Origin of the sequence: Alkalicoccobacillus porphyridii, assembly GCF_007293315.1 — a bacterium.
In the GTDB taxonomy this organism is placed as follows: Bacteria; Bacillota; Bacilli; order Bacillales; family Bacillaceae_D; genus Alkalicoccobacillus; species Alkalicoccobacillus porphyridii.
In genome coordinates, this window is sequence record NZ_VLXZ01000004.1 from 301928 (window position 1) to 324864 (window position 22937).

A 22937-nucleotide genomic window follows, 5' to 3' on the forward strand; every position below is an offset into this window, starting at 1 on the left:
AATACATAAGATAGGGGAGAAAAGTTGTGATTTGTTTATGTGTTTTCCAAATCGGAATAACCTAGTTCAGTTTCTTTTTTTACAGGCCTTACAAACTTAAACTCAATGCGAGAAAAAATATGATCTCCTAAAGCAATTGTATTAATATCATGATCGTTAATCTTATTGTTTAATTCCTGAGCATTATACTCCTCAACCTCAACCTCGACTCTTTCCCCGCTATGCGTAACCACTTCTAGTATTGTCATTAATGGTTTCCTCCTATTCTTGATTGGATAAATAATCGGCTGATTACGTCCGCTGTGACTCTTCCTAATTCATTAGGTGTGATTGTTACCTCATGCCATGCTCCTCTTTGGATCCTTCCCCCACTATCTGTTGATAGATAAGGGATTATGTTAATTTCAGAACCGCTTGTACTATTAATAGGTACTAAGTTACCGTCAACTCTTATCTGTACTGAGGATGGCCTGCGGTTAAACTCAAAAATACCATGCTCAATTTCATGAGTATGGTCAGGTAATTCTATTTCATGAGTGTGATCAGGTAATCTAACCTCATGTGAGTGCGCCGGGATATCTACGCTGTGAGTATGATTGGGTATATCAATCTCATGCGTATGGCTAGGTATATTGACTGTATGTGAATGGTTAGGCGTACTAAAATCATGAGTATGCGCCGGCACTATAAATTCATGCGAGTGACTAGGGACATTTACGGTGTGGTTATGGTTAAGCTGTCCAGATACTTCAACAGAGTGAACGTGATCCATATAAGGAGGGGTCCCGCCAAACGGCAACGGATCAGAACTAACTACGTAGAAACCCGGGTTAGAAAATCCGCTTGTTGTTGCTGCTCCTCCTCCGCTATTGGTAGAACGACTTGTGCCGCCTCCTGACGCTGTACTTGTGCTCGTTCCCCCACCGCTACTAGACGTTTGTTGACTACCTCCACCAGAACCTGATGATTTAACAACTGAGCCTCCAGAAGAAGTTGAGCGGACTGTAGCCCCTCCTGACTCCGTAGCCTTAACGATAGCGCCACCTGCCTTAGTGGAATCAACTAAGGCCCCGCCTCCTTGAATAGCTCTAGAATAAGCTCTAAACGGATCAATTTGATAGCTGAGCATCATTGTATTCACGTTGACTAGATCGCTTGGCAGATAGAACCTGATCTTTGCAGGGTTCTGAGGATCACAGTTATCAGCGTAGTTGTACGGCAGCATATTCGTAGAGCCTTGACTGTAGGTTTCCTCTGTCTTTTGTCTGCGGTCCCTGTCTGCGTTAGTTGTGGCGGTGTCATCTAGCTTATCGCCAATTTCAAGCGATACCTCGTGTGGTTTACCTGTTACATCAGGCTTCTTATAGTTCCTCACTCGTACCTCAACACGTCCAAAATCCTCATCTATAATGGCAACAATCTTACCTACATCGAAGCGAGTCAGATCACCTAATGCCTTTAGTTCCACAACATCAACTGAGTATGTGGTTTTAGGTCTGCTCAGTTCATCTAATTTGGCTAGAGAGGATTCATACATGGACTCGATATCCTCAAAGCGACGATCAACCCAGTGATACTTAATGATGCCGTATTCTGCGACAGCTGCGGCGTTCTCTACGTACCGTCTACCTGTAGGATTGATCTTGGATATGTTCAACTGGTTAACACCCTCACCGTAGCCGTATGGATATATGCGAGTAGCCATAGGGAGTGGATCAGACTCTTTCTCTATCCCCCTGACATTCTTCCCCCACCTAGCCTCACCGACTAGCTGAGTGCTCCCTCTCTCAAGGTTCAGCTTCCACGGAAATACAGTGGTGTCCCACGTCCACTGGAAGGGGTCTCTAAATGGTCTGGCTACAGATAGGATGGTAGGCAATAGATCCTCTTTCTCTACGCCATAATGAAAGTAGCGGGTAATCTCACACCTTCCTAGCTCCCACCGCTTCACCTCTTGATACTCAAGCATCCCTCTCAGTACAACCTCTGTACGAAGGTTCGTCCACTGCGCGTAGTCATCTATGCCATCGTCGTAGAGGCAGGCTAGAACGTGTTCACATTGATAGTCCACTTTACGGGCCTCTACACTTTTAAATGTACGTGCCGGCATGATACGGAACAGATCTACTCTCTTCTCACCATCGAATAGCTCAATGTAGTTAAAATGCTTGCAGTACTGATTCTTAGGGTCATCCAAGGGCAATGAAAAAGACGCCTTCCAAATTTCATTGAGAGGCGTCTCATATCCTATACTGTATGCATTTTTGAGGTGGGCGAGTAATCGCATGTTACGGTCATATACTTTTATCAAAAATAATCCTCCTTTCCAACAAACACACTTTACTTTTGCAAGGTGTAAGGCATGAGAATATCTTTAAATACGCTCATATAATCTGCGGTAGATACATGGTCAGGATGAACATTATCGCCGCTCGTGCTCCATGCTGAGCTGTACTTTCTATCGTATTGATGTGCCGCTAAGTCAACAAAAGCACATTGGAAGTCTCGACACGCTTTTTGAATAACTGGACGAATATAGTTATGCCATTTTTCGGGTGTTCGACTGTTATTCTCGTTATTTGTGCTAACAGGTGTACAGATAATGATAGAAAGTTGATCGGCATTTCTATTGTAACTTGCGCCACTAGGAAATGTATGGTTCCTTCTAATTCTCCCGAGACCTTCTCTAAGTCGTTGTTCAAAACTCTGCACTCGTTGTGTAATAGTAGTCCCCGGAAAATAGTTTGTACCTCCATCGTTCAAACCATAACCCAACACTAATAAGTCGGGATTTGAAGCTATATCCCCGTCAAGATAATCAGCAAGCCAATCTCCCGTATGTCTACCCCCGAAACCTCGATTTAAAGATGTAATTTTTTCGCTTTCATAGCCTCCAAGAGTCAATATCTTTTTCCCTAAATTGTTACGGTGATAGCTTACGTCACTTATTCCAGAGTTTGCAGTTGTCGAATCCCCTGCCCATGTCATGACAAGGTTCTCGTCTTCTGCAATTTTTTTATACCACCCGTATAGGTATTCGTGACCCCACACTTTACTTTGCGGATATTTCAAAACATCTCTTGTTTTGTACTCCTTATCTCCATTAGGATGCTCTATGAACTCCACTATTGAGCTGTTTACATTCTCTTCAGTATTAAATTTAAGCTCAATACCTTTTTTTTCTAGTATCATTACACGCTTGAATACATCCGAAGCCTTAAAAAGATTAAGTGATTGATCCATCTGCACTTTAAACTCTTGTGTAGACGGAATGAACTCTAATGGATAGAGTTTGGTAAGGTTTTCGACAAAAGCAAAAGATATTTCCATCCTTTTCCCTGCCGAAGATCCTGAATATAAATGATCTATAACGATACTCATCCCAATATTAGAAACAGGTTCCGTTATGGTTGCTTTAGCCAGAATATCGTATTCCACATTAGCGGATGGATTCTCTAACATATGATTTAAGAATATCGTCCCGCTATTACCATTTCTAATGAGGATTCTAATGTTTGTTGCATCTCCATTTTCAACCTTAGCTTTCACTCTAAAAAAAATAATATCTCCAACTGACGGATTCTGCGTAAGGTATGACCTAGTCCTTGCGAATACTCCACCAGTTCCTGTTGTGATTAATCTACCGTTATTCATAGACAATGTTGAATTATCAGCAATCCAATTCGTAACTCCTAATGGATGCGTCTTATTTTCAATATCATGAACAATGATATCTTTCGTTTGAGGTGTAAATTTCTTTTTATTTACCGATTCATCTTTTACTTCTACCCCTTCGGTCATAATTTTGACTAGCTGATCCTGTGCATCATCTGACTGAAGCTTAAGTGCATTTGTTAAGTCAATCGCCTTGTTTATCTTATCTGTTCCATCTTTTAATTTGTCTGTATCTTGAATTTTATTTAAAGGCATCCCCTCAACTCCCTTACATGTATTTGTTCCTAATATCTGTGTAGAATGCAAAATTCATATTAGAACCACTTATCTCCAACCTGTTGACTCCCTCTACAAAAGCAAGGAAGTCGCCGCTCATCAAGTGCAAAGCATTTTCTCCGTTTCTTTCAACTGTATAATTAGATGTATCTATATTGAATGTCCCTGTTAAATTTGGTATCGTCAGGCTTTTACCATTAACAGAAAGTCGCACATTTTCACCTGTTCCACTTAACCGTATTAACGGGGAGGAATTTAACCCGTCCACTGTATAATTTATGGTGGTGTTCTCTATAATCCGCTGCGCACTAACACCTAAATGTCCCATTAAAAACTGTGTATTTTCAAAAGTTATATCCATACTTCCCCACGTCACTTCATCCTGCTTAACGACTGCGTAAGAATGAGGGTCATACGCGATAAGAGGGAGCTCAAACCTTTTGAAACGGAATAATTCTTGCAAAGACATAGATCCGTGAAAGCGAACTTTATAGTATACATCAGGTTGTGTAAGAATGATCAGTTTTACTTCTTTCGGTCTACCAGTACCATCCAACAGCACTTTTTTCAATTTTTTTAACGTTAGGTAAGAATCCCTTCTAGTTTCTTGTTCGGTTTGGGAAATAGGTATATTGATTTCCCTTGGCTGAAAATCAGACCCAAAGTAATGGGCCCCGTGCATGCCGGGTATTGAAACAGTTACATCATTGGTTGAGGGGAGAGCAGGCTCAAGGAACTCTGCATGAATCCTCAAGCCTAACTCTTCGGCTGTATGACCATCTAAAGTAATCAAATCCCCATCCCCCTCGCTTGCATAGCTTCATATCTCTTTAGCTCTCTTGATAGCTTGGCAATGTCCTGATCGTCTCTTACTTCCATTCGTTGGATCACGATATCGCCATGCTCATACTTAGTTGACTGGTTAGTGACGTTGCTTGTCGTACTTCCTGACATGCCAAATAGTCCTCGGCTCATATTCGCCCCAAGGACTGCTTCTGGTGTTGCCATTCTCATACCACTCACACCATCTGATATACCGTTAATCGCTTTGAATACTGAATCTTTGTGACGCTCAATCCCTACTGCTATCCCCTCTGGAATCCAGCGTCCTACATCATCTCGCATAAGATGAGATGGAGAATTGATTTTAAGAGCACTCTTCATGGTTGAGGCTACCTGATTGGCTATACCCCTCGCTGTGCTCATCACGCGCTCTTTCCCTGCGTTTAGACCATTGTTAAGACCTAGCATGGAATTCACGCCAACCTCTCTCAATTGAGACGGGAGGTTGTTAAAAGCGCTTCTGGTGCCACTCGCTGTCTGTTGAGCAGTAGCAATCTGCTGCCTAGCCCCATTCTGATAAACCTTAACGACACTCTCCATTGCTGTCCATGCAATCTGAGCCAGTTGCTGGGGTAGCGGGCGCATTGTTTGCAATTGAGCTTGGACTAGGTGACGCAATACGTCTAATTGCTGTCTGGATCCATTTTGTACGGTTTGGTTCATTTGGTTCATTGCTTGGACCATTAGCTGGTTTAGTTGAACAGGCATTGTTCTATAAGCGTTGACCATGGCTTGTGACGATTGTTGCATGACTGATACCTGTTGCCTTGATCCTGCCTGAATAGCGCTAGTGTTCTGTGCCATGATTCGCTGTGTAAGTGGTATCAATGTACTCAAGACATTTTGTGCAGCTGATACACCAGCCTTATAATCATTGGCCATGCCATCAAACATGCCTTTACTGCTTTGAGCTACTTCTGCCACCATTTTCTCAACAGCTTGCATGACCTTGTCAGTTCCTTCACTGATTCCAAGAGCCAACCCTTCAGGTATAAACACACCCATACGTTTGAATACTCTGGATGGGCTGTTTACTTCAAGTGCTGCCTCAGCGGATGAAACTGCCTGATTTGCCATATCATCTGTAGCATGCACCGGCTTATCTGTCCCATCTGCAATTCCTTCAGCTAAGCCCTCTGGAATGGCACCACCAATGGATTCAAAGTCAGAAGCGGCAATTTGATCAGCTAGTGAGGTTTCAGCACCGGTTACGAGGTGGCCAATGGCATCCATGACTCCTGATTCTTCAATGCCTAGCGATGTACTCAATGCATCAGTTGCAGCATCCCCGCCTTTAGAGAATGCCTCACTTAGTCCTTGTAGCTCTGAGTCAGAAGCATTAACTAATTCGTTAACATGACCTGCAGAAGATGGACCTGCAGCTCTCAATGTTTCAAGTAAGCCTTCATCTACGCCACGTTCAGCAAGTTTAGCAATGTTATCAGCCCACTCACCCATTATCCGTTGGTTTTCTTTGAGGTTCTCGGTCATTTCGGCAATGGTTGTCTCTGATTCATCACTCAGGGTATTGAACATGTCCGTAGCGCTGTCTTTATAATCCTGCCACGTTGATTTCATGCTCTCTACAGTGGCTTGTTGACTCTCCGCTAGATCCTCGAACAAGATCCGTTGACGCTCTGTCCCTTTTTCTGTTGCATCTGCCACCGCTTCAATAGAAGCTGTTAGTTGTTGTTCTGTTTCCTCATACTGAGTACCAAGCGCTTGTTGACTCTCAATGAGGGAGTCGTGTTGAGTATCTAACTCCTCCATGGCATCTTTATGCTCTCTTGCTTTTACGGACCCGTCTGCTAGCTTCTCGTTCCATTCCTCGCGCAATTCGTTGGTTTCTGCTAGTTGTTGTTCTACTTCGCTTTGCTCCCTCAGAATGTCCGTTAAACGCGACTGAGCTTCCTGCGCTTTTTCCTGCTCACTAAATAAGGCGATACGTGCGGCCATCTGTTCAGACGACATATTCAGTGCGTCAGCTTCCTCGCTATACTGGACGTTTAACCCTTCCATGGATCCGTTTAATTCCTCAACATAGGAAGCGAGTAAATCCTTCTCAGCAGCTGACTTGTTCTCTTTATTAGCTAAGTCCTCTACCTTGCTTGCTAATTCTTCTGTTGCATCCGCATTGGCTATGATTCTTGACTGATTCCGTTCGTAAGAAGACGTGGAGCCTTCTATGGAATCGTTCAATGCCTGTGTCTTTGATGCTAGAGCTTCATTGGCAGCGCCTAATCGCTCTCCCTCATCTGTAGCCTTATTAAACCAACCAACTAAAGCTACTACAGCACCAACTAAAACACCTAATGCAGCAATAATCCATCCAATAGGACCAAGAGCGAATTTAATGGCTGCGTCTAGTACTCGCACCGCCACTGCCATGGCTGTTGTTGCCACAGTTGATGCGGTAATAGCTCCTGTCATTAACCCTGTAGCGATAAAAGCTACACCTTGGATAACGTTGTATGCTTTCAATCCCGTAGAGAGAATCGCCAACCCTGCTGTTTGAGCTTTTGTTGCAATTGTCATAACGGTAATAGTGCTAGCAAATGCCGTATTAATGGATGTAGTTGTTCCTGCTACAATGGCATATGCTTTCATGGCTACTGTTTTAGCAATGATTCCAGCGGTTACTACCCCAAGACTAATAGCTAAACCTGTGAATACTGGTGATAGAGCAGAAACAATGGGCATTAGCGGTTGAATAGCTTCTTTCAAACCTACGATGTACGGTGTAGAACTTTCTATAGCCGAATTGATTATTTTAAAGGAAGCATTCACGATATTTTTCATACCGTCTATGTTTTCGGCTATACCGCTTCCTGTTACTTCTTCGGACAACGTATTAATAGCTGCAACACTATTAGCGACACCACGAGAAACTGCTGTTTGTAAGTTTGAAAATGATGTAGCTACACCTAAGCTGTTCTCTCTTGCAAGATCGGCCATGATACCGGTACCGGTACCAACTTCAATTAACTTATCGTTAAACTGAGTAAGTGTAATTTCTCCTTCTTGCAAGGCTGTATACAATTGACCTTTAGCCGTTTTCCCTGCATAACCGAAACTCTCAGCTATCTTCACAAGTCCAACATCCATCGTTTCAGAAAGGGTATTCCATACATCCATTTCAAACTTACCTGTTTGTAGCGCTTTTAAGTATTGCTCGGTACCTCGTTGAGCTTGTCCGGCACTTGACCCCGATCCTAATAAAGCGTTATTTAACGCAATAGCTGAATCAGTTGCTTCGTCCATATCACCAAACGATGTATACATACGCTGAGCTGTGGAGGCAATTTCATTTAACTTGGTCGGCAACCCGTCTATTCCATCGGATAGATTACTCATAGCTTGCTCAGCTTCCTCAGAGGAAACGCCAAGTGCTTCTAGTACTTTAGGAAACTGGTTTAATGTATCAAACCTTGTGATTGCATCATCTAATGAATTGCTGATTAATTTCCATGCAGCTGCAGCTACAGCAATAACCCCGAATGCCACGGCAAGCTTATTTGTAGATTTGGAGGCCTTCTCTGCGCCATCAGCCAATCCTTCCGTTGATTGTTTAGCACTATCAACGCCACCTGCAGCACCCCCAGCATCTTCACCCATGCCAGATACGCTGTCGCCCATGCCCTTGACGCTACCGAATGCATTCTCACTACTATCACCTAGACCATCTACAGCACCGCCTATGCCTTTGACGCTCGACTCAGCACCTGCGCTACTATCAGCCAATCCATCTACAGCACCACCAGCGCCATCTACACCTTTGGTTGCATCAGCTCCGCTATCTCCTAATCCCTCAATCGCATCTCCTGCACCCTTGACGCTAGAGGAAGCGTTCTCGCTACTATCAGCAAGGCTATCTACAGCACCCTCAGCACCTTTTAAGCCTTTGCCCGCCTGTTCGCCACTGTCGCCCATACCTTCGATTGCATCCCCAGCACCTTTGGCGCTTTGACCTGCTTCTGAGCTTTTATTTGATAGTCCACTTAAGCTATCCTCAGCAGATTTAATCCCTTTTCCTGAGTTTTCAGCAGAGGCTTTGAGGTTATCCAGCTCTTTGGCAGCAATAGATATCTGTTTACCATCAACTTCTATCGTTATCTTTACTGTGCCATCGGCCATTAATCCTCCTCCTCTTCTTCAACGTCATGTAGAGCAAAACGTTTTTGTAACTTCTCCATTTGCATCTTGTATTCGGCTGTGTCATGGCTACTCGGCTCATATGCTCTAATTTCAATAATTCGCTTCAGGATAGTGTCGCTAGGTAGTCCATTAAGCAAAGCTTGAAATTCACGCCACTGAAGCTTACCTTGCGCCTCATGTAGATTTAATCCGTACGCTTGTAAGAACGACGAAAAAATGAACTCAGAGTCTTGCTCCAAGTCCATTAATTTCTCCTGCTCCTCCTCTTCTTCTTCCACTTCTAGCGGATTACCAAGAAGGTCATATTCAATTACTTGCTTTTGTTCTGTATGAATAAATTCATCAAAAATATAATTCCAGAGGTCTATCACATATCTTGTATAACTATCATCTTCCGGATCCACTGCTAGCTCATCATCGATTAAGAGGGCTAAGCATGTTTCAGCTTTCTCATAATCAAGTAAATCTTTGTCTGTAAGTACTTCGAATACATCCAGAATGGTATCAAACGCTAAATCTATATTGTATTTAACCTCGTTGTAGTCAAATGACGTAACGAGAGGGTCGTTTAACCTCATATTGCCACCTACTTCTTTTTAGCGGCTTTTTTCTTCAAATACATTTCTTTTTTTGCGTTTGCTTTCTTAGTTCGTTCATTTAATTGCTCATCAATTCGCTCGTTTATAGCAATGCCAAGGGGATCTAAAGCATTCTCTAACGCCATGAAATCAGGAAATTCAGCGTATACCTTCTTGAATGATCCATCACCGAACAAAATATCATACTGAGCAGCAACAAATTCCTTGTTAACATCAATAGCTGCATCAACAGTCGCCACATCTACTGTTTCAATATTATCTTTATCAATATCAGCTGGAAAATGAATATGTTTTGCTTTCTCCTGTGCTTCTTTTAGCTTTTCATTAGCTATATTTTCAACATCAAAGAACCTACGTAGATTCTCAACCGAACTATCAAACCACAGCTCTACTTTTCCGATCTTTATAGGAAACCCCGAACGTTCTAATTCAATACTTATAGCTTTTGTCATGTGATACACCTCCAATAATTATAAAAGAGACGCCAATAGAGCGCCTCTTATGATCAATGTAATTCTACAATTGCCCCATCTGATGAAGGCTGAATATCTTCAACCTTCGGGGCCATTACTCCCCCTCAGGAATTAATGTTTCCTCAGGAATAGCATCAAAACGAATATTGCAGCTGAACTCTTCAAATGCACTAGCATCACCAGCGCCAGCAATAATAGCTGAAGTTGTTGCTCGACCTACCCATTCTTTCTTACCGTTTGATGAAACTACACGATGCCATACCTTTCTACCAACACCGGTTTTACGCTTTTTACCTGCAATAAGCTCTTGTGCAGGATCGTCTGGATCATAGTGACCTGACGGAGTATAAGCTTCAGCAACAGAGGTGATTTCTGTCTCAGGTGTTCCGTCTCCGTCATACCATGCTTGCTCCTCTGTAGCCTCCTGTGTATCATCACCAATTGAGCTAATTGACTTAGCAAGTCGTAACCAATCCGTACCTGGTGTTTCTTCTCCTGGAACATAATCCTGTACATAGTGCTTACGTAAAGCATTCTTCTTTTTACCCATTTGTTGTTGCCTCCTCTTTAATGACCGTTATTTTTGCTTGTATATCTAATAAAAAAACGAACCATCCTTGATCATCAGCATTGTTGATGAAGGGTGTGTTCGTTATCTCAATACTCTCAAATGAAAAGCTTTCATCTGAACTATCTAGTAATATCAATTCATCTAAATGATTTTGAACAGTCCAGAGTGTATTTGATGCCTTCTGTTGATCTTTGGACCTTATAGCAAACTCAAAATTTAATTCGCGGTCCTTGGTACCATCCATATACTCCTCAACTGTTTTTGAACCAGGTAGGGGATAAACGACAAATGATTCTTCAGTACCTAGATAGCCTGTACTTAGTTCAAGTTCATGAGGTACGATCTCGTTTACCTCGTCTACTAACCTATCAACAAAATCCACTACCACCCTGCTCCTTTCGTATAGGCTTTGATCCAGTCACTCATAAACATACCTTTTGCTTTTAAATCCCATCGTGGTCCAGTTCCTGGTGTAGTGTAATTGTACATTGGCATATAGAATAACCGAGCAGCATAAGGAGTGTTCCACAGAACGTCTTTACCGTTAGTTGTCGCATGCCCTGTTGTTCTAAGGATATTGTCATCCTTAGGAACAAATCTGTTCATGTCTGCAAGCATCTGGTTAGCCGCTGCAGTGCGCCCCTTGTTAAGAGCCTGACTATTGAACTTGTTCTTAACACCGTTAAAACGCACTTGCATTTTCACCTAAACCACCTCTATCTCATAAGCATAAATTGTCTTAGAGTAGGCTTCGTAGACTGGTATAACTCTTGTCACAGTGTGATCTTGCCCATCAAAATGTATGATTGATTCAACCTTAAATTCAGGTAGTGGATCCGTTAAGCCTTCATAGCAAAATATCAGTGCATTATATAGCAGTTGCTTGCCTGATGATGAAGATGAGTAAGATGGGCCTCTATCGATCCGGCAAAAATTGATTGTCATTGGCTCACTATACTCGGGTTTTTGCCATTTATCTTTTTTTCCCGTTAGGTATTTATAATCGAATGAATCAATTAAGAAGTTAAGCGGGGGTTTCGGCATCATTTGACGCTCACCCCGCTATATAACAACCCTGTACCGTCTAAGTAGATAAACACATCCTCAGCAATGAGAGGCTTGCTCTCGTTGGCGCCGTTCGGATTATAACGACTGGCGTTAGATACGCTCGTCCTACCTGCTGAGAATGTCTGTGGTGCGTTGTTTATCTCCTCGAAGGTTGTAGCTCCTAATACATTGAAATACTCAATCTGAGCGCATAGACCTTGTTTAAATAAATTCACACGCCATGGGTTATCCAGTTCCATCGGACGGTACTGATAGAAGTTGTTGGTAGCGCCATTAAGAATGGCAGAGGCTTTTGGCAAGCGCTTCTTAAACTCTGCCTCCGTGATATGATCTAACCCTGATAGCTCTTGAAACTCTTCATATGTCAGATAAGCCATTACTCTGTCTCCGTAAGAGTAAGTACGTGGCTATCAGATTGATCACCAGCGGTAACGGTTGTCTCATAGCTACCTGCAGGAACATCCTCAGTCCAAGTGATATTTCCTGTCTCATTCACTGCAAGGCCGTCCGTCTCAGGCTCAATGGTAAAAGAAACGTCTTGGTTCGTTGCATCCTCAGGTGAAACAGTAGCGGTTAGCTTACGGGAGCCAGACGTACCCGCTTCTGCTGTTGACGTCTTAGGAGATAGTGACACTCCTTCTACCTCAATAGCAAGAGTAGAGAAAGCGGGAATATCCACTCTCTCACTCTCTTCATCACCATCTAGCCTCACAGCTTGATAGGCTCCCTCCGTTACTTCTGTTCCTGCTTCAACACCAGTAATAGCCAAAGGGGAATCCCCTTCAGCTATAACCTCGTCTTCTTTATAAATTCTAAATGTATTAGCCACTTGGCTATACCTCCTTTAGTTAAACTCAATGACTGCCCCGTCAGTCGTTGTTTCCATAGATTGAATTACGAGGCTTGATCCTCCCCCACCGTACCATCAACAACCTTAATGACCGCTTTTTTGTTGGCCGGAAGGATATATTCTCCCGCTTTACCAGCACCTTGGAACGCTACGCCGTCAAAGTCCTCAGATTCAATAGTACGAGAGGTATTAATACCCGTGAACTGTTTACCTACACCAATAATAGAAGTGTACGCAAGCTCACCCTCTTGGAATTTCGTCTCAGGTACTTCTTTGATTTGGAACCCTTTAAAGCGGATAATGGCGTTATCATCAACGTTAGCGCCAGAACGTTTGGCAGTGGTTGTAATAGGGTGATCTACAATAGCGTTGTACAGCTCAGGTTTAACCCACGCCATCTTCGTCCCTACGGCTTCCATGTTCACATAGGCATTGGAAAGCTGGTTGAACAGTCTCAATACAGCCTCGTTAGACATAGTTTCTAAAATTAGAGACTGATCAGCAATCTTAGAAATGAACTCTCCACCTTTGTTATCAAACAACTGTACTTTTGCTTGTGCTTGTAACTCTGCACGATCAGCAATAGTAGCAGCAAAATCATTGTTTACAGTGTGGCGGTCAATACCTTCATGAAAAACCCATTCCCAGTCATAAGGTACATCCGTGTCAGTGTAGATGATTTCTTGACGCTCACCGAAACGAGTAGAGCTACTTGTACCAGTTCCAAATGCTACGTTAGCTCCTTTGTTGTACTCTGTGCCGATTACAACCGGAATATCACTTGTTTTAATAGAGAAAGCCGTTTTATTGTGGGTTACACCATCTAATGCCTCAACACCACCGCCAAAGAATTCACGGAAGTATGCTTGCTTTTGATACACGGCTTGCAATAGCTCTTTAAATTGCTTTTGATAACTACGTACAGCTTGGTTATTATTCTCCCCAGCCGCGAATGTCTGCAGATTCATAGGGATTAGACTTGTCTTATGTTTCATATGTTCTACCTCTTTCTGTTTTTAATTGTATTTGGCCATCTTTGCAGCAAACGGGTCAACTGGATCACTATTGCTCGTACCGTTTGCATTACCACCGTTAACAAAGTTGGGCGTGGGCGGTGTCTGTTCCTCTGATTCAAATAGATAAGAATCATTTTCTTTTAGGCTATTTAACTGATCATCAAGCCCTAATAGCGTGTCACCATCTAGCTTGATTTTCTCCATATCTAGCAAGGACTTAATCGCTTTTAATGATTTGCCTGTTTCGCCATCCTTACCTTTGCGAGGATTGGCACCAGATAAGGCACGTTCTAACGTGTGATCAAACGCCTGTTGATTCAACTTCTCCTCATACTCAGCTTTCGCTGTATCATTCTCTTGCTTTAGTGCATCGATTTGCTGAGTAAGCTCTTCATTCCCTTTTGCCTCGTCCCCAAGCTTTTGCAATTGCTTGTCACGATCCTCTAATTGCCCTTGATAATCAGCGATTTGGCTTTCAAGACCATCCACCTTATCGGCTTTGACCTTATGCTCATGCACTGACTTACCATGCTCGGCCATGATCTTATCAATTACATCATCCTCAAATCCCAATTCTTTCAGAAAATCACGTTTCATACTTGCACTCTCCTCACATTGTTTTACGTGGTACTGTCCACGATAGGATAGCTAGTTAACGCATAGCTGCGGACATAATAAATAGCCCTGTTTAACGTCTATTGGCTAAAGACAGGGTTTTAGTCACCCTTATACGAAAAGTCGTTTAAAAGCGTATCTAGTGGCGTGTACACTTTCTCTCGTTTGTAATTACGAGAAAGGAACTCATCGTTTGCTGAGATATGTTTCCGTAATGCACCTTGTCGCTTGCGGACCATGCTTTTCCAGTAAGGAGCTGTGTCACTCTCCAATGCCTCTGTAATCATGGCATTCTTTTTGTACTTCACAATCTCTCGTTCCATCCTACGTTGAGTATCCTTTGCTACTTTGACTCGTTGGTTATACTCTGGATCGATGGTAGGTTGATTGTTGGTATTTACACCTGGAACAAATACCATATGCAAATGTTCACAGTTAACGCCCCTGTGTCCTCCTGGCGTTCCGTACTGAGCTCCCCAATCAGGATCATATATGGACTTGTACTCACTGTCAGGCGGTACATTCTGACGTAAATCAACGACATTCCCTTGGATCTTTTCGCATTGTTCCCTTGCCCCTGCATGAGCAGTGACAATAACCGTATGCACTCCGTACTCACTCATGCGCTCTTTTCTAATTTCGTCATACGTATTTGAGAGAGTAGACTTTAGAACGGTACGTGTATAACGCTCCATGCTCCATGTGTGCCCGCCTTGATCGATAAAGGTACTTTTGATCCCGTTTTGCGCTAATTCGACCACAGCACGTTCCAAGGCTTGCTCCATGGTATACATTCCAGTGTTAAACATAGCAGCCGTTCGATTAAGGGTAGATTGATAAGCTACTTGGGCTTGCCCGACACCATAATTGGTTGTAATGAGAGTCTGATTAACGTAGTTATCGACCTCTAACCATGATTGCCTTGCATATCCTCGTAGCACCGTATCCAGTTGCTGTGGTAATGGCTTGGTTTCAAATGGCATGGCTTTGTCAATATCCTCAATGATCTGACCACCAGCATCCTCAAACATTTTGACGATCTCTGATTCCGCTACCTTCATAACGTCAGCCAAGTGCCTAGCTACCTCGTTATTATATAGCCTTAGTTCCTGCAGCTTCTGTGCTTGCCATTCTGTAATATCCCTAGAACCAGAACTGAGGCGACGTATTAGAATGCGTATCATTTCACCCTCTAAGCTGTTGTATATCTCTCCCATACTAGCGGACCAGATATCTAACTGATGAGGTGTAATCATTCTGAATTACCGAACATAGATTGAGAGGATCGGTTAGCAATCTCCATAGGATCCATGGCAAACTGTTCTGCTTCCATTTGTCTCACCCAGTCCTCAGCAACCTCTTTCGGTACCTTGAACACTCTCTGTATGGCTTCCACAGCTGGAATGAACCCTAATGACTTTGCTTTTCCATAGAAATTAAGCTGAGCTTCTTTATCTGTGAATATGCCATCGTCAAAATCAACGCCTATATGCTCGAATGAGGGGATTTCACCTGTGTACAATCGTTTACCCTCTTTTAGGTTTGTAAACTTCGCTAGTTCGAGAACAGACACGATTAAGCCCTTGATAAACTTCTCAACCTCATTGACGTGGTTATTCCGTGTGCGATAGGTCAAGCTGTTCTCGCTGACAATCTCTGTAGCAGTCTTAACAGACTTACCATCAAAAGAGAAGGTACCAACAGATAACTGCAGCTGCATTTCCAGCGTCTTTAATGATTGGTTGATAGCAGCAATATATTGTTGGGTACGAATGTCACCTGTAACGTCCACAATTGCCTTTTCTTTGTCAGACATTCTCATGCTTTTATAGACATTAACTTTTGGATCGAATACCTGTTTAGGCGGCTTTCCATTCTCAGCCGGCATAGTCTGCAACACACTGTCATTAACGAATACCGTACGCTGTCCCATTTCAATCTCCCAATTGAACTGATCATACGTATTGTTGATCTTTCTAAGCGTAGGCTTGCTATTATCCGTAATCCCTAATCCAAGCGGACTAAGAGGAGAGATATTATTAAATCCGGCGGGCTTCAGATAATTAAAGTTAGGGCGACTTAATCCGTTTATTTCAGCCGTTTCTTCCATTTCATCATAAATCTCAGATAATAAAGTCTCTTTACCGATCTCAGAAGCATTAGAAGATTTATATAACTCATTTTTAACAATGTACTTGTCATTCTTCCACTCATGAAACTCTAACAGCGTGTAGTAAATCGTCTTCTTTTCTTTCATTTTGGTAGTTGTAAAGATCATGACACCCTCAGATATTCCGTTACTATTTGACCGCAACGGATAAAAGGCATCAGCTAAAGCCCATGAGAACTCGATTTCACCATTATCGTGATTGACGTAGGGACGAACAGTTAGACCGCCAGTTGCGAATGTCGGTTCTAGGTAGCGCATCAGGTTCTTTTTGAAATCGTTATGCTCAAATACATGCTCAATGAATTTATGAGCATCACTCAGGCTGTCTGTGCCCGTTCCCTCTGCTTTGTTTGCAGATATATTGATTTCGCATTGTTCGTTGAACACAAGCCCAGACAATAGCTCTGCGCTAAGCTTCATCATGTTAATATACATATAATCTCGTTTCTCTAACTTGCCCTGAGAGTTAAAGTACTCTATCTGTGGATGGTCGCCTCTGTACTCGCTGAAGCTTGACTTAATCCTAGCCAGTTCCTTTGGGTCTATATTAATCTTAGGATGATCGTTTAACGTCTTTAGCTCTAAACCAGCCAATGCATAACCTCCTCTCTTAAACAGATTCTTGATGCTCTGTATGAGATCCAATCCCTCACCCCCTACACTGTAAGTCTTAAATCAAGAGCATTCCCTACACAGAAGTACTGCAGCTCATCACAAGTATGATCATCCTCTTTGATTACTTTCGGATCGTCCGAATTAAGGGTCTTAGCATCAAATTGGTACTTCTTATGCTCTTCTATGAATATCTCGTTACTATCGCAGTACTCTAATCCTGTTTCAAACGGCTGCTTGAGATAATAAAAACGCCCCTGAGCTAATAACTCATGGACGAGGTCGATCATATCTATTTTCTTTTTCTTGGCTACTGGATCCCAATGCTGACCGTAGTCGTTATAGTACTGGTTGCGTAACGCTGCTTCTGCACTATCAATGGTTCGCGTCATAATACTTGCGCCTCGCCATTGCTCACTTGTAGATGTAGCTTTAATGAACTCGTATATATCCTTTGCCAGCTCACTAGGCGCTTTTTTCCTCACTCTACCTGCTGGGCTATAGTAATACGTATTCAATCGTATGACTCTGCCTTTAGCAGTAAGCCCGTAACAGCCACAGGTGGTCGCTGAGACAGAGTGTCCAGTATCCATAGCATAATAGAGGTACAGGACCCTATCGTCCGTAGGAAGCGAATCTAACGGCTTGAATAGGTTCATATTGTAGACGTTGGTGCCTAATCCAACCGGCTCGCCTAAATAAATATAACGGTAATAGTCATAATCATTGTTTTTGATACGCTCAATGTCTTTAAGCATCTGCTCTGTGACAAAGCCTAGCTGATCATCAAGATAGCTAGAGTTGTGTACTAGGTAATCCTCTTCCCCGATCATCTTATCCGACCAGTCATTGATCCAGTGGTATGGATTACGTGGTGGGTTATAGGACCAGAAGAACAGAACAAACTTCGCTAACTCATGTTTCTGACGCATAAACGTTACATTTGATTGATCAAACTCTTCCTGGCTACCAAATTCAGCAGCCTCTTCATACCAAACCCCAATGATATTGTTAATATCGTTTGATTTAAGTTTCTGGAAGTCATCCTGACCATAAAAGTAAAACGTGGAGCCTGTTGCCCTATGCGTAATCTTAAACGGTGCAACAGTTTCTTTAAAATCACCATTGAGATTAATAGTAAAACCGAACTTGCCTATGGCCCATTTAATTTTATTGAATACAGAGTCACGGATTGTATTACCTACCTTACGGATAACAACCACATTCGCCTTTTCTCCTCTGTTAATGTACCAGAGCATCTTAAAAACCAGCAGCAAGGCGATAACGGAAGATTTAAACGAGTTACGCCCACCCTTTAGAATGTTGTAAGGCGCTTTCGTTCTCCATACTTCCTCAAAGTTAGGGTTTACCTCTTTCTGGATGTCAATCGTAGGCTTACTCATCAATATCAGTCCAAGCATCAACTACGATAATTTCAGTTGTACCTACGTTCTTTTCCTCTTTTTGCAGCTTAGCAGTCTCAGCTTTGATCTTCTCCTCTTCCAACTTACGTTTAACGCTATCAGGCAGCAATTCAAAGTACTTGGCGAGAACATCAAGGGCCTTCATCTTATCGGCTAATTTAATGGCCACCCCATCACGCCCTTGCTTAACCTCAGTGATCAATGTACCGTCTACTGTTTTATAATCCTTGAAATCAACAAATGATACCGTATGTGTTTCGGGGTTTCCCTTAGGATCAAATATAGGCTTCCCTTCTTCGGTGTAATCCTGCTTCTCCACGGTGCCGAACTCAACAAAGTCCGTAATGTCAGCAAATGCTATCTGAACGTATTTATTAAGCACGTCCATGGCATCCACAAACACACCTTGGAGCATGTCGCCTTTTAGCTTTCGTATATGATCAGCAACCTTAGCATTTCTTAGCAACCTACTGCCCTCCACGTGGGCACTTTCAGGAGCATAACCAGCCTTGATTGCTGACTGTGTAGCATTGAAGCTCTTAACATAATAAACGCAAAAAAGCCCTTGTTTATCGGTGATTCCCTCCGATTCCACAAGGATAGGTTCTACTATTTGCGATTGCTGCTGCATCTTTTTCTCAGTGGTTGCATCCCTTATACGATTGGTTGCATCCTTTTTAGGGGTTGCATCCCTGCTCCACCCTTCACGGCTCTTTCTACTTTTCAATGTTCCTAGCTTTAGATCATGTTTATCAGCTAGCGCTTTAAGCGTAATGTTAGAGCTCTGATATTCTTTTCTGATCTTGTCCCAATCCATTACATGGCACCTACCTCCTTTTACTTTATTTTTAATTAAATTGTTCCGATACAGATACTTAGGAGGAGTAAATATGAAAATACACAAACAACTAAGTAAGATTTTGAAAGAAGAATCTTCGAGCCTCAGAAAGAAACATTACAAATCCTTTATAGACATAGAAGTTGAATGCGATTTAGCGAGTTTAGATACTATAAATAAATTATTGCGCTTAGCTGAAGCAGACAAAGCATTTCAAAGTCAGTCTGTATTTGGGCATATGGCAGCTTTTATTGCAATAACATTTACTATAATTTCTTTCATATTCAACATATCAAATAAAGATTTTACTGAGATGGGATTATTTTTATTTTTATTCATATTATTAATCGTATTAATACTCTATATTTCTTTTCGTTTAGAGTTCAGACGAATAAATAATTACAAAGCAACCTCTTATTTTATTGAATATCTCCGACAGCAAAAAGAATTAAGAAAATAAATTTCAAACTCAAAGAGAGCCACCCGCTTGGATAGCTCTCTTTTATGTATTAGTATAACTACCTATACTTAATTCTTCTTTCATTCCATCTCTGATCTGAAAAATAAGCATATTAATTTCTTCTCTTAATATGCTTTCAGTATTAAGCTCCTGCAGATAATAGTCTTTCCCTAAACTAATGATTTTTTCATTAGTTTTCTCGATTAAATCCGCTATATCCTCACTTAGAAAAAGTTCGTTATTTCTAAAAATATCATTGAAAGTACCTATTTTCTCTAAGTAGCCTTGAGTTTCATTGTCAATTCTTCTACGAATAAGTAAATGTTCAGCACCCAGTCCTTTGTTTTCTTTCTCAAAATTATCAATATCTATACTGCTGAAATTCATTTCTAAGTCAGCTCTTATTTCTATAGGACTGGTGGTTAATATATCATTATAGATGCTTTCACATTTCACTTTGTAGTGATGGAATAGCACACTTTTTGATATTAGAAGAGCTTTATAAACTTCGTGGTAAACCTCATGTTTTTTTGTTGAATACATACTAAAATCGTGTATCTTGCGCTGATAATCAAATTCGGCTTCTTTTTTAATTGATTCTAAATTAGCTTTATGATCCTCAAGTCCTTTATCAAGCTTTTGCTGAACTTGTCTCTCTGCAAGCCCTCCGATATATTTAATTACCAATGTAACCGCGACACCTGCACCTCCAACGAATGCTAAGGCTTCTGACAACCAATTCACGCCGTCCACCCCGGCTCATAAGTGTACACTATCGCTCCACCGTGCTTAGCTGCACCTCTAAAGTTCTTGAACTCCTCATGATTAAATAGCACTGGTTGAAAGATAAGGAATTCCTCTTTCTCCACTCTATATTCGCTTAAATCACCATTTATAAGCTTACTGAGCATTTCACTCGCTAATCCTTCTGTCATATTGATCCCCTCCACCCATATTATAGCAGAGGTTCTTTGCAGAGTAATACACAAAAAGAGAACTACCATGTAGGTAGCCCTCTATTATGAGTTATGAGTTCTCTTTCTCTTATATTGAGAGGACTCGCGTCTAAGATTTCTTGTTCGCCCCCTATACCCTGGAACACTTCTTTCAAATGGTTTAAGCGAAATACCAAAATCTTTAGAATCAAGCTCTGGAATTGGGATAGCAATTTCATACTTAGGTTGTTTTACTTGTCCTACTTCATCCCCCTTTTTTTCTGTTGTTTCTTTTGCTTTAGTTGTATCTTCTGCTCTAATTGTTTCTAAAATCTTAGCTTTAGCCATTCCACGCCTTGTTAACCTGTCGTATTGTAACTTAGCTTTTTTTCTAGTATCAATGGGTTGGCTCTTATCGCTAGCAATTGCATAATATTCTTCCCAAAGTTCATATTCTTTACTGTTGAACACCGGACGCATATTTACCCCTCCATTGCTCATGCCTCTTTTGTTGCGGCACTTTGTTTATGGTCATTTTCGTATTGCTCAATTAAGTCGTTAAGATCATTGTCAATAACCACTGGTTCAGGTTTTTCGCTTTTCGCCATCGACTCATCATGATTGCCGACCTCTTTTTTTATAATATACGATAACCCGGCGAATCCAGCAAGAAAGGAAGTTACGATGACAGGCATACTCCCCGGATCTCCCGCAACCGACATGCCGGCTTTAGCAAGAATTCCTGCTCCTATAGCTACTAGTAAGTCTCCAAGATAACCTAAATTGACCTTAATGCTTTCTTTCTCTTTATTATTGCCCTGCCTTACTCCCAACAAGTACAATAAATAATCAATAAGCCCATGCATAGTTCGCCAACTTTTTATTAACCAATTACTCGCTCGATTCTTTCCGAATCCAGTATATACTAAGGGCTCATTTCTTATATATTCGTCTACAACTAAGGTCGGCATCTTAAAAGATAATTGGTTTTTATGAAAGTGACCTAATAAACCGCCTATGCAAGCCGATAGTACCGGTAACCAAAAGTAATCATAAAAATCCGAAAAAGTTTTAATAAATAATATTTCATTATCCAAAGTTATACCCTCTTTAAATTTATTCTACATAATTTAATTTTACCACATTTTTCATTTAAATTGTTTTATTTCGCTAATTACACCGTATGCTTAGAATTTACTTGAGATTTAATCTTTTTTTCAGATCGCTCGCTTTAAGCACTTACTAAGTTTGACTTTTTTAGTTTTCTTATTCTTTTAATCTAAAGCCATGAGGCTAAGTATAAAAACGCTTTTCATAACGTATTTTAATGGGCCTTTCATATATAGTAGGCAAGTGTACGACAGTTGCACGACAAGATTATATATTTTCTAAAACTTTTTTTTTAGCTCTTTCTACGTACTTTTGCACAGTTGTTCTTCCTACTTTCAATTCTGCTGCAATTTCCGCATAACTCATTCCATAACTCATATGTAACACGTATGATTCTCTTTCTCTGTTTGATAGAGTCCAGAGTATATCTATCATTGCCCTCTTGTCCTTATCATCAATTGGCTTCTCTCTGTCATCTTCCATGTTCATTGATGGGAATAGATTCATGTCTAATAAAGCAGTCCTTTTGTATATAGCCTGTCTTTCAATACCTCTCCTATTACCTGGACGCCTACCACGACTTAACCAATCCATGGAGTATACTAAGTCTGATATCATTCCACCTACAATATCAAATTCATCCTTCTCAACTGCATCTCCTTGATCTAACTGTTTTCTATAGCTCTCTAATTCCTTCTTAGTAACGCTGCAGCTTCTGATGATGTTATCTACCCATGTATTGACCATGATCATTCTCCTTTGGTTTCGTTTTATATATAAGAGGTCTGACAACTTAAAAAGGACACCAAAAGAATGCAGGTGTTCTGCACTCAATCAGCGTCCTCGGTTGTTCCAATAGACTATATTTTCTTAGAATACGTAACTTTGGTGTGTACTGGCTTACCATTTTGCCAAGTTATGACTTGCTCCCCGAAGCCACGGGGCAAATCGTCTATATGATGTATGACTCCATCTACCACGATATATGCTCTGTTAACACTCAAATCTATCTTGGCCATTTCTTTATCTTCCAACGTAGCCCCTCCCAAGTATGTTATAATTGCGGTGTTGGGCGCTCTGAAAAGGGCGTTTTTTTATGTGGGTATAACTCATAAAAAATTTTGAAGCAATTATTACACCGATATTTTTCAATACCTACTTCCATTAATTCTTGCTGTGAACAGCATGGACATGTAGTCATTCTCATAATCTATCCCCTCCTATATAGGCATGTAGCCTTAATCAGT

At 41.4% G+C, this 22937-nt stretch carries 26 protein-coding genes; 1 reads left to right on the plus strand and 25 read right to left on the minus strand.

The features are described 5' to 3' along the window. Nucleotides 1-35: 35 nt before the first annotated feature. The 19 genes from FN960_RS08890 to FN960_RS08980 all read right to left on the minus strand — a co-directional run bounded on the left by FN960_RS08890 (nucleotide 36) and on the right by FN960_RS08980 (nucleotide 19164). Nucleotides 36-248 (minus strand): hypothetical protein, encoded by a 213-nt coding sequence (locus FN960_RS08890; protein WP_143848349.1) that lies wholly within the window; start codon nucleotides 246-248, stop codon nucleotides 36-38. After that, nucleotides 248-2311 carry a phage tail spike protein gene (locus FN960_RS08895; protein ID WP_143848350.1) on the minus strand — a complete coding sequence of 688 codons (2064 nt, stop codon included), beginning with the start codon at nucleotides 2309-2311 and terminating at the stop codon, nucleotides 248-250. Before FN960_RS08895 ends, FN960_RS08890 begins: the two co-directional genes overlap by 1 nt. A gap of 29 nt (nucleotides 2312-2340) precedes the next feature. Further along, nucleotides 2341-3930 carry an SGNH/GDSL hydrolase family protein gene (locus tag FN960_RS08900; RefSeq protein ID WP_143848351.1) on the minus strand — a complete coding sequence of 530 codons (1590 nt, stop codon included), beginning with the start codon at nucleotides 3928-3930 and terminating at the stop codon, nucleotides 2341-2343. Between the two features lie 13 nt (nucleotides 3931-3943). Then, nucleotides 3944-4744 carry a distal tail protein Dit gene (locus tag FN960_RS08905; RefSeq protein WP_143848352.1) on the minus strand — a complete coding sequence of 267 codons (801 nt, stop codon included), beginning with the start codon at nucleotides 4742-4744 and terminating at the stop codon, nucleotides 3944-3946. Next, nucleotides 4741-8928, minus strand: a complete 4188-nt coding sequence (locus FN960_RS08910) for a tape measure protein (RefSeq protein WP_143848353.1) — start codon at nucleotides 8926-8928, stop codon at nucleotides 4741-4743. Before FN960_RS08910 ends, FN960_RS08905 begins: the two co-directional genes overlap by 4 nt. Further along, nucleotides 8928-9527 (minus strand): Gp15 family bacteriophage protein, encoded by a 600-nt coding sequence (locus FN960_RS08915; RefSeq protein ID WP_143848354.1) that lies wholly within the window; start codon nucleotides 9525-9527, stop codon nucleotides 8928-8930. Before FN960_RS08915 ends, FN960_RS08910 begins: the two co-directional genes overlap by 1 nt. Nucleotides 9528-9535: 8 nt before the next feature. Then, nucleotides 9536-10000 (minus strand): hypothetical protein, encoded by a 465-nt coding sequence (locus FN960_RS08920; protein ID WP_143848355.1) that lies wholly within the window; start codon nucleotides 9998-10000, stop codon nucleotides 9536-9538. 115 nt (nucleotides 10001-10115) lie between these two features. After that, nucleotides 10116-10571 (minus strand): phage tail tube protein, encoded by a 456-nt coding sequence (locus tag FN960_RS08925; protein ID WP_143848356.1) that lies wholly within the window; start codon nucleotides 10569-10571, stop codon nucleotides 10116-10118. Next, complete coding sequence (locus tag FN960_RS08930) at nucleotides 10564-10974, minus strand: minor capsid protein (protein WP_143848357.1); 411 nt, start codon at nucleotides 10972-10974, stop codon at nucleotides 10564-10566. Before FN960_RS08930 ends, FN960_RS08925 begins: the two co-directional genes overlap by 8 nt. Further along, entirely contained in the window at nucleotides 10974-11291 is a 318-nt protein-coding gene (locus FN960_RS08935) for a minor capsid protein (protein WP_221936799.1), read from the minus strand. The genes FN960_RS08930 and FN960_RS08935 overlap by 1 nt, the downstream gene beginning before the upstream one ends. A 6-nt stretch (nucleotides 11292-11297) precedes the next feature. Continuing rightward, entirely contained in the window at nucleotides 11298-11639 is a 342-nt protein-coding gene (locus FN960_RS08940; protein ID WP_221936800.1) for a putative minor capsid protein, read from the minus strand. Continuing rightward, nucleotides 11636-12037, minus strand: coding sequence for a head-tail connector protein (locus FN960_RS08945; RefSeq protein WP_143848359.1), 402 nt, complete (start codon nucleotides 12035-12037; stop codon nucleotides 11636-11638). The genes FN960_RS08940 and FN960_RS08945 overlap by 4 nt, the downstream gene beginning before the upstream one ends. Next, the gene (locus FN960_RS22795; protein WP_185970979.1) at nucleotides 12037-12489 is read right to left on the minus strand and encodes a putative Ig domain-containing protein; all 453 of its coding nucleotides are present in this window, start codon (nucleotides 12487-12489) and stop codon (nucleotides 12037-12039) included. The genes FN960_RS08945 and FN960_RS22795 overlap by 1 nt, the downstream gene beginning before the upstream one ends. A 65-nt stretch (nucleotides 12490-12554) precedes the next feature. Further along, on the minus strand, nucleotides 12555-13505 hold the full coding sequence (locus tag FN960_RS08955; protein ID WP_221936801.1) for a phage capsid protein: 951 nt from the start codon (nucleotides 13503-13505) through the stop codon (nucleotides 12555-12557). A 21-nt stretch (nucleotides 13506-13526) separates the two neighbouring features. Continuing rightward, nucleotides 13527-14123: a phage scaffolding protein gene (locus FN960_RS08960; protein ID WP_143848360.1), complete on the minus strand. Its 597-nt coding sequence runs from the start codon at nucleotides 14121-14123 to the stop codon at nucleotides 13527-13529. 119 nt (nucleotides 14124-14242) lie between these two features. Beyond that, nucleotides 14243-15397, minus strand: coding sequence for a phage minor capsid protein (locus FN960_RS08965; protein ID WP_143848361.1), 1155 nt, complete (start codon nucleotides 15395-15397; stop codon nucleotides 14243-14245). After that, complete coding sequence (locus FN960_RS08970) at nucleotides 15394-16956, minus strand: phage portal protein (RefSeq protein WP_221936802.1); 1563 nt, start codon at nucleotides 16954-16956, stop codon at nucleotides 15394-15396. The genes FN960_RS08965 and FN960_RS08970 overlap by 4 nt, the downstream gene beginning before the upstream one ends. An 11-nt stretch (nucleotides 16957-16967) precedes the next feature. Continuing rightward, nucleotides 16968-18326 (minus strand): PBSX family phage terminase large subunit, encoded by a 1359-nt coding sequence (locus FN960_RS08975; protein ID WP_143848362.1) that lies wholly within the window; start codon nucleotides 18324-18326, stop codon nucleotides 16968-16970. After that, nucleotides 18319-19164 (minus strand): terminase small subunit, encoded by an 846-nt coding sequence (locus FN960_RS08980; RefSeq protein ID WP_143848363.1) that lies wholly within the window; start codon nucleotides 19162-19164, stop codon nucleotides 18319-18321. The genes FN960_RS08975 and FN960_RS08980 overlap by 8 nt, the downstream gene beginning before the upstream one ends. Before the next feature lie 73 nt (nucleotides 19165-19237). Here FN960_RS08980 and FN960_RS08985 point away from each other — a divergent pair, with 73 nt between their 5' ends. Beyond that, nucleotides 19238-19645 (plus strand): hypothetical protein, encoded by a 408-nt coding sequence (locus FN960_RS08985; protein ID WP_143848364.1) that lies wholly within the window; start codon nucleotides 19238-19240, stop codon nucleotides 19643-19645. 42 nt (nucleotides 19646-19687) lie between these two features. Here FN960_RS08985 and FN960_RS08990 read toward each other — a convergent pair whose 3' ends face one another. From FN960_RS08990 to FN960_RS09015, 6 genes are all read right to left on the minus strand, one after another. Continuing rightward, complete coding sequence (locus tag FN960_RS08990; protein ID WP_143848365.1) at nucleotides 19688-20389, minus strand: hypothetical protein; 702 nt, start codon at nucleotides 20387-20389, stop codon at nucleotides 19688-19690. Then, nucleotides 20386-20580, minus strand: a complete 195-nt coding sequence (ykzS, locus tag FN960_RS08995) for a protein YkzS (RefSeq protein WP_143848366.1) — start codon at nucleotides 20578-20580, stop codon at nucleotides 20386-20388. Before ykzS ends, FN960_RS08990 begins: the two co-directional genes overlap by 4 nt. Before the next feature lie 84 nt (nucleotides 20581-20664). Beyond that, nucleotides 20665-21060 carry a hypothetical protein gene (locus FN960_RS09000; protein ID WP_143848367.1) on the minus strand — a complete coding sequence of 132 codons (396 nt, stop codon included), beginning with the start codon at nucleotides 21058-21060 and terminating at the stop codon, nucleotides 20665-20667. A 17-nt stretch (nucleotides 21061-21077) separates the two neighbouring features. Next, a complete protein-coding gene (locus tag FN960_RS09005) occupies nucleotides 21078-21677 on the minus strand; it encodes a hypothetical protein (protein ID WP_143848368.1) in 600 nt (199 codons plus the stop codon). A gap of 280 nt (nucleotides 21678-21957) precedes the next feature. Beyond that, complete coding sequence (locus FN960_RS09010; RefSeq protein ID WP_185970980.1) at nucleotides 21958-22437, minus strand: sigma factor-like helix-turn-helix DNA-binding protein; 480 nt, start codon at nucleotides 22435-22437, stop codon at nucleotides 21958-21960. A gap of 113 nt (nucleotides 22438-22550) precedes the next feature. Beyond that, nucleotides 22551-22709 (minus strand): DUF3954 domain-containing protein, encoded by a 159-nt coding sequence (locus FN960_RS09015; RefSeq protein WP_143848416.1) that lies wholly within the window; start codon nucleotides 22707-22709, stop codon nucleotides 22551-22553. Between the last annotated feature and the right edge of the window lie 228 nt (nucleotides 22710-22937).

What these genes read in the sequence shown, in the direction of transcription:
- FN960_RS08890 (WP_143848349.1), bottom strand. Translation starts at nt 248, where the DNA reads ATGACAATACTAGAAGTGGTTACGCATAGCGGGGAAAGAGTCGAGGTT.
- FN960_RS08900 (WP_143848351.1), bottom strand. Translation starts at nt 3,930, where the DNA reads ATGCCTTTAAATAAAATTCAAGATACAGACAAATTAAAAGATGGAACA.
- FN960_RS08910 (WP_143848353.1), bottom strand. Translation starts at nt 8,928, where the DNA reads ATGGCCGATGGCACAGTAAAGATAACGATAGAAGTTGATGGTAAACAG.
- FN960_RS08915 (WP_143848354.1), bottom strand. Translation starts at nt 9,527, where the DNA reads ATGAGGTTAAACGACCCTCTCGTTACGTCATTTGACTACAACGAGGTT.
- FN960_RS08920 (WP_143848355.1), bottom strand. Translation starts at nt 10,000, where the DNA reads ATGACAAAAGCTATAAGTATTGAATTAGAACGTTCGGGGTTTCCTATA.
- FN960_RS08925 (WP_143848356.1), bottom strand. Translation starts at nt 10,571, where the DNA reads ATGGGTAAAAAGAAGAATGCTTTACGTAAGCACTATGTACAGGATTAT.
- FN960_RS08935 (WP_221936799.1), bottom strand. Translation starts at nt 11,291, where the DNA reads ATGCAAGTGCGTTTTAACGGTGTTAAGAACAAGTTCAATAGTCAGGCT.
- FN960_RS08940 (WP_221936800.1), bottom strand. Translation starts at nt 11,639, where the DNA reads ATGATGCCGAAACCCCCGCTTAACTTCTTAATTGATTCATTCGATTAT.
- FN960_RS08945 (WP_143848359.1), bottom strand. Translation starts at nt 12,037, where the DNA reads ATGGCTTATCTGACATATGAAGAGTTTCAAGAGCTATCAGGGTTAGAT.
- FN960_RS08955 (WP_221936801.1), bottom strand. Translation starts at nt 13,505, where the DNA reads ATGAAACATAAGACAAGTCTAATCCCTATGAATCTGCAGACATTCGCG.
- FN960_RS08960 (WP_143848360.1), bottom strand. Translation starts at nt 14,123, where the DNA reads ATGAAACGTGATTTTCTGAAAGAATTGGGATTTGAGGATGATGTAATT.
- FN960_RS08965 (WP_143848361.1), bottom strand. Translation starts at nt 15,397, where the DNA reads ATGATTACACCTCATCAGTTAGATATCTGGTCCGCTAGTATGGGAGAG.
- FN960_RS08975 (WP_143848362.1), bottom strand. Translation starts at nt 18,326, where the DNA reads ATGAGTAAGCCTACGATTGACATCCAGAAAGAGGTAAACCCTAACTTT.
- FN960_RS08980 (WP_143848363.1), bottom strand. Translation starts at nt 19,164, where the DNA reads ATGGATTGGGACAAGATCAGAAAAGAATATCAGAGCTCTAACATTACG.
- FN960_RS08985 (WP_143848364.1), top strand. Translation starts at nt 19,238, where the DNA reads ATGAAAATACACAAACAACTAAGTAAGATTTTGAAAGAAGAATCTTCG.
- ykzS (WP_143848366.1), bottom strand. Translation starts at nt 20,580, where the DNA reads ATGACAGAAGGATTAGCGAGTGAAATGCTCAGTAAGCTTATAAATGGT.
- FN960_RS09000 (WP_143848367.1), bottom strand. Translation starts at nt 21,060, where the DNA reads ATGCGTCCGGTGTTCAACAGTAAAGAATATGAACTTTGGGAAGAATAT.
- FN960_RS09010 (WP_185970980.1), bottom strand. Translation starts at nt 22,437, where the DNA reads ATGGTCAATACATGGGTAGATAACATCATCAGAAGCTGCAGCGTTACT.
- FN960_RS09015 (WP_143848416.1), bottom strand. Translation starts at nt 22,709, where the DNA reads ATGGCCAAGATAGATTTGAGTGTTAACAGAGCATATATCGTGGTAGAT.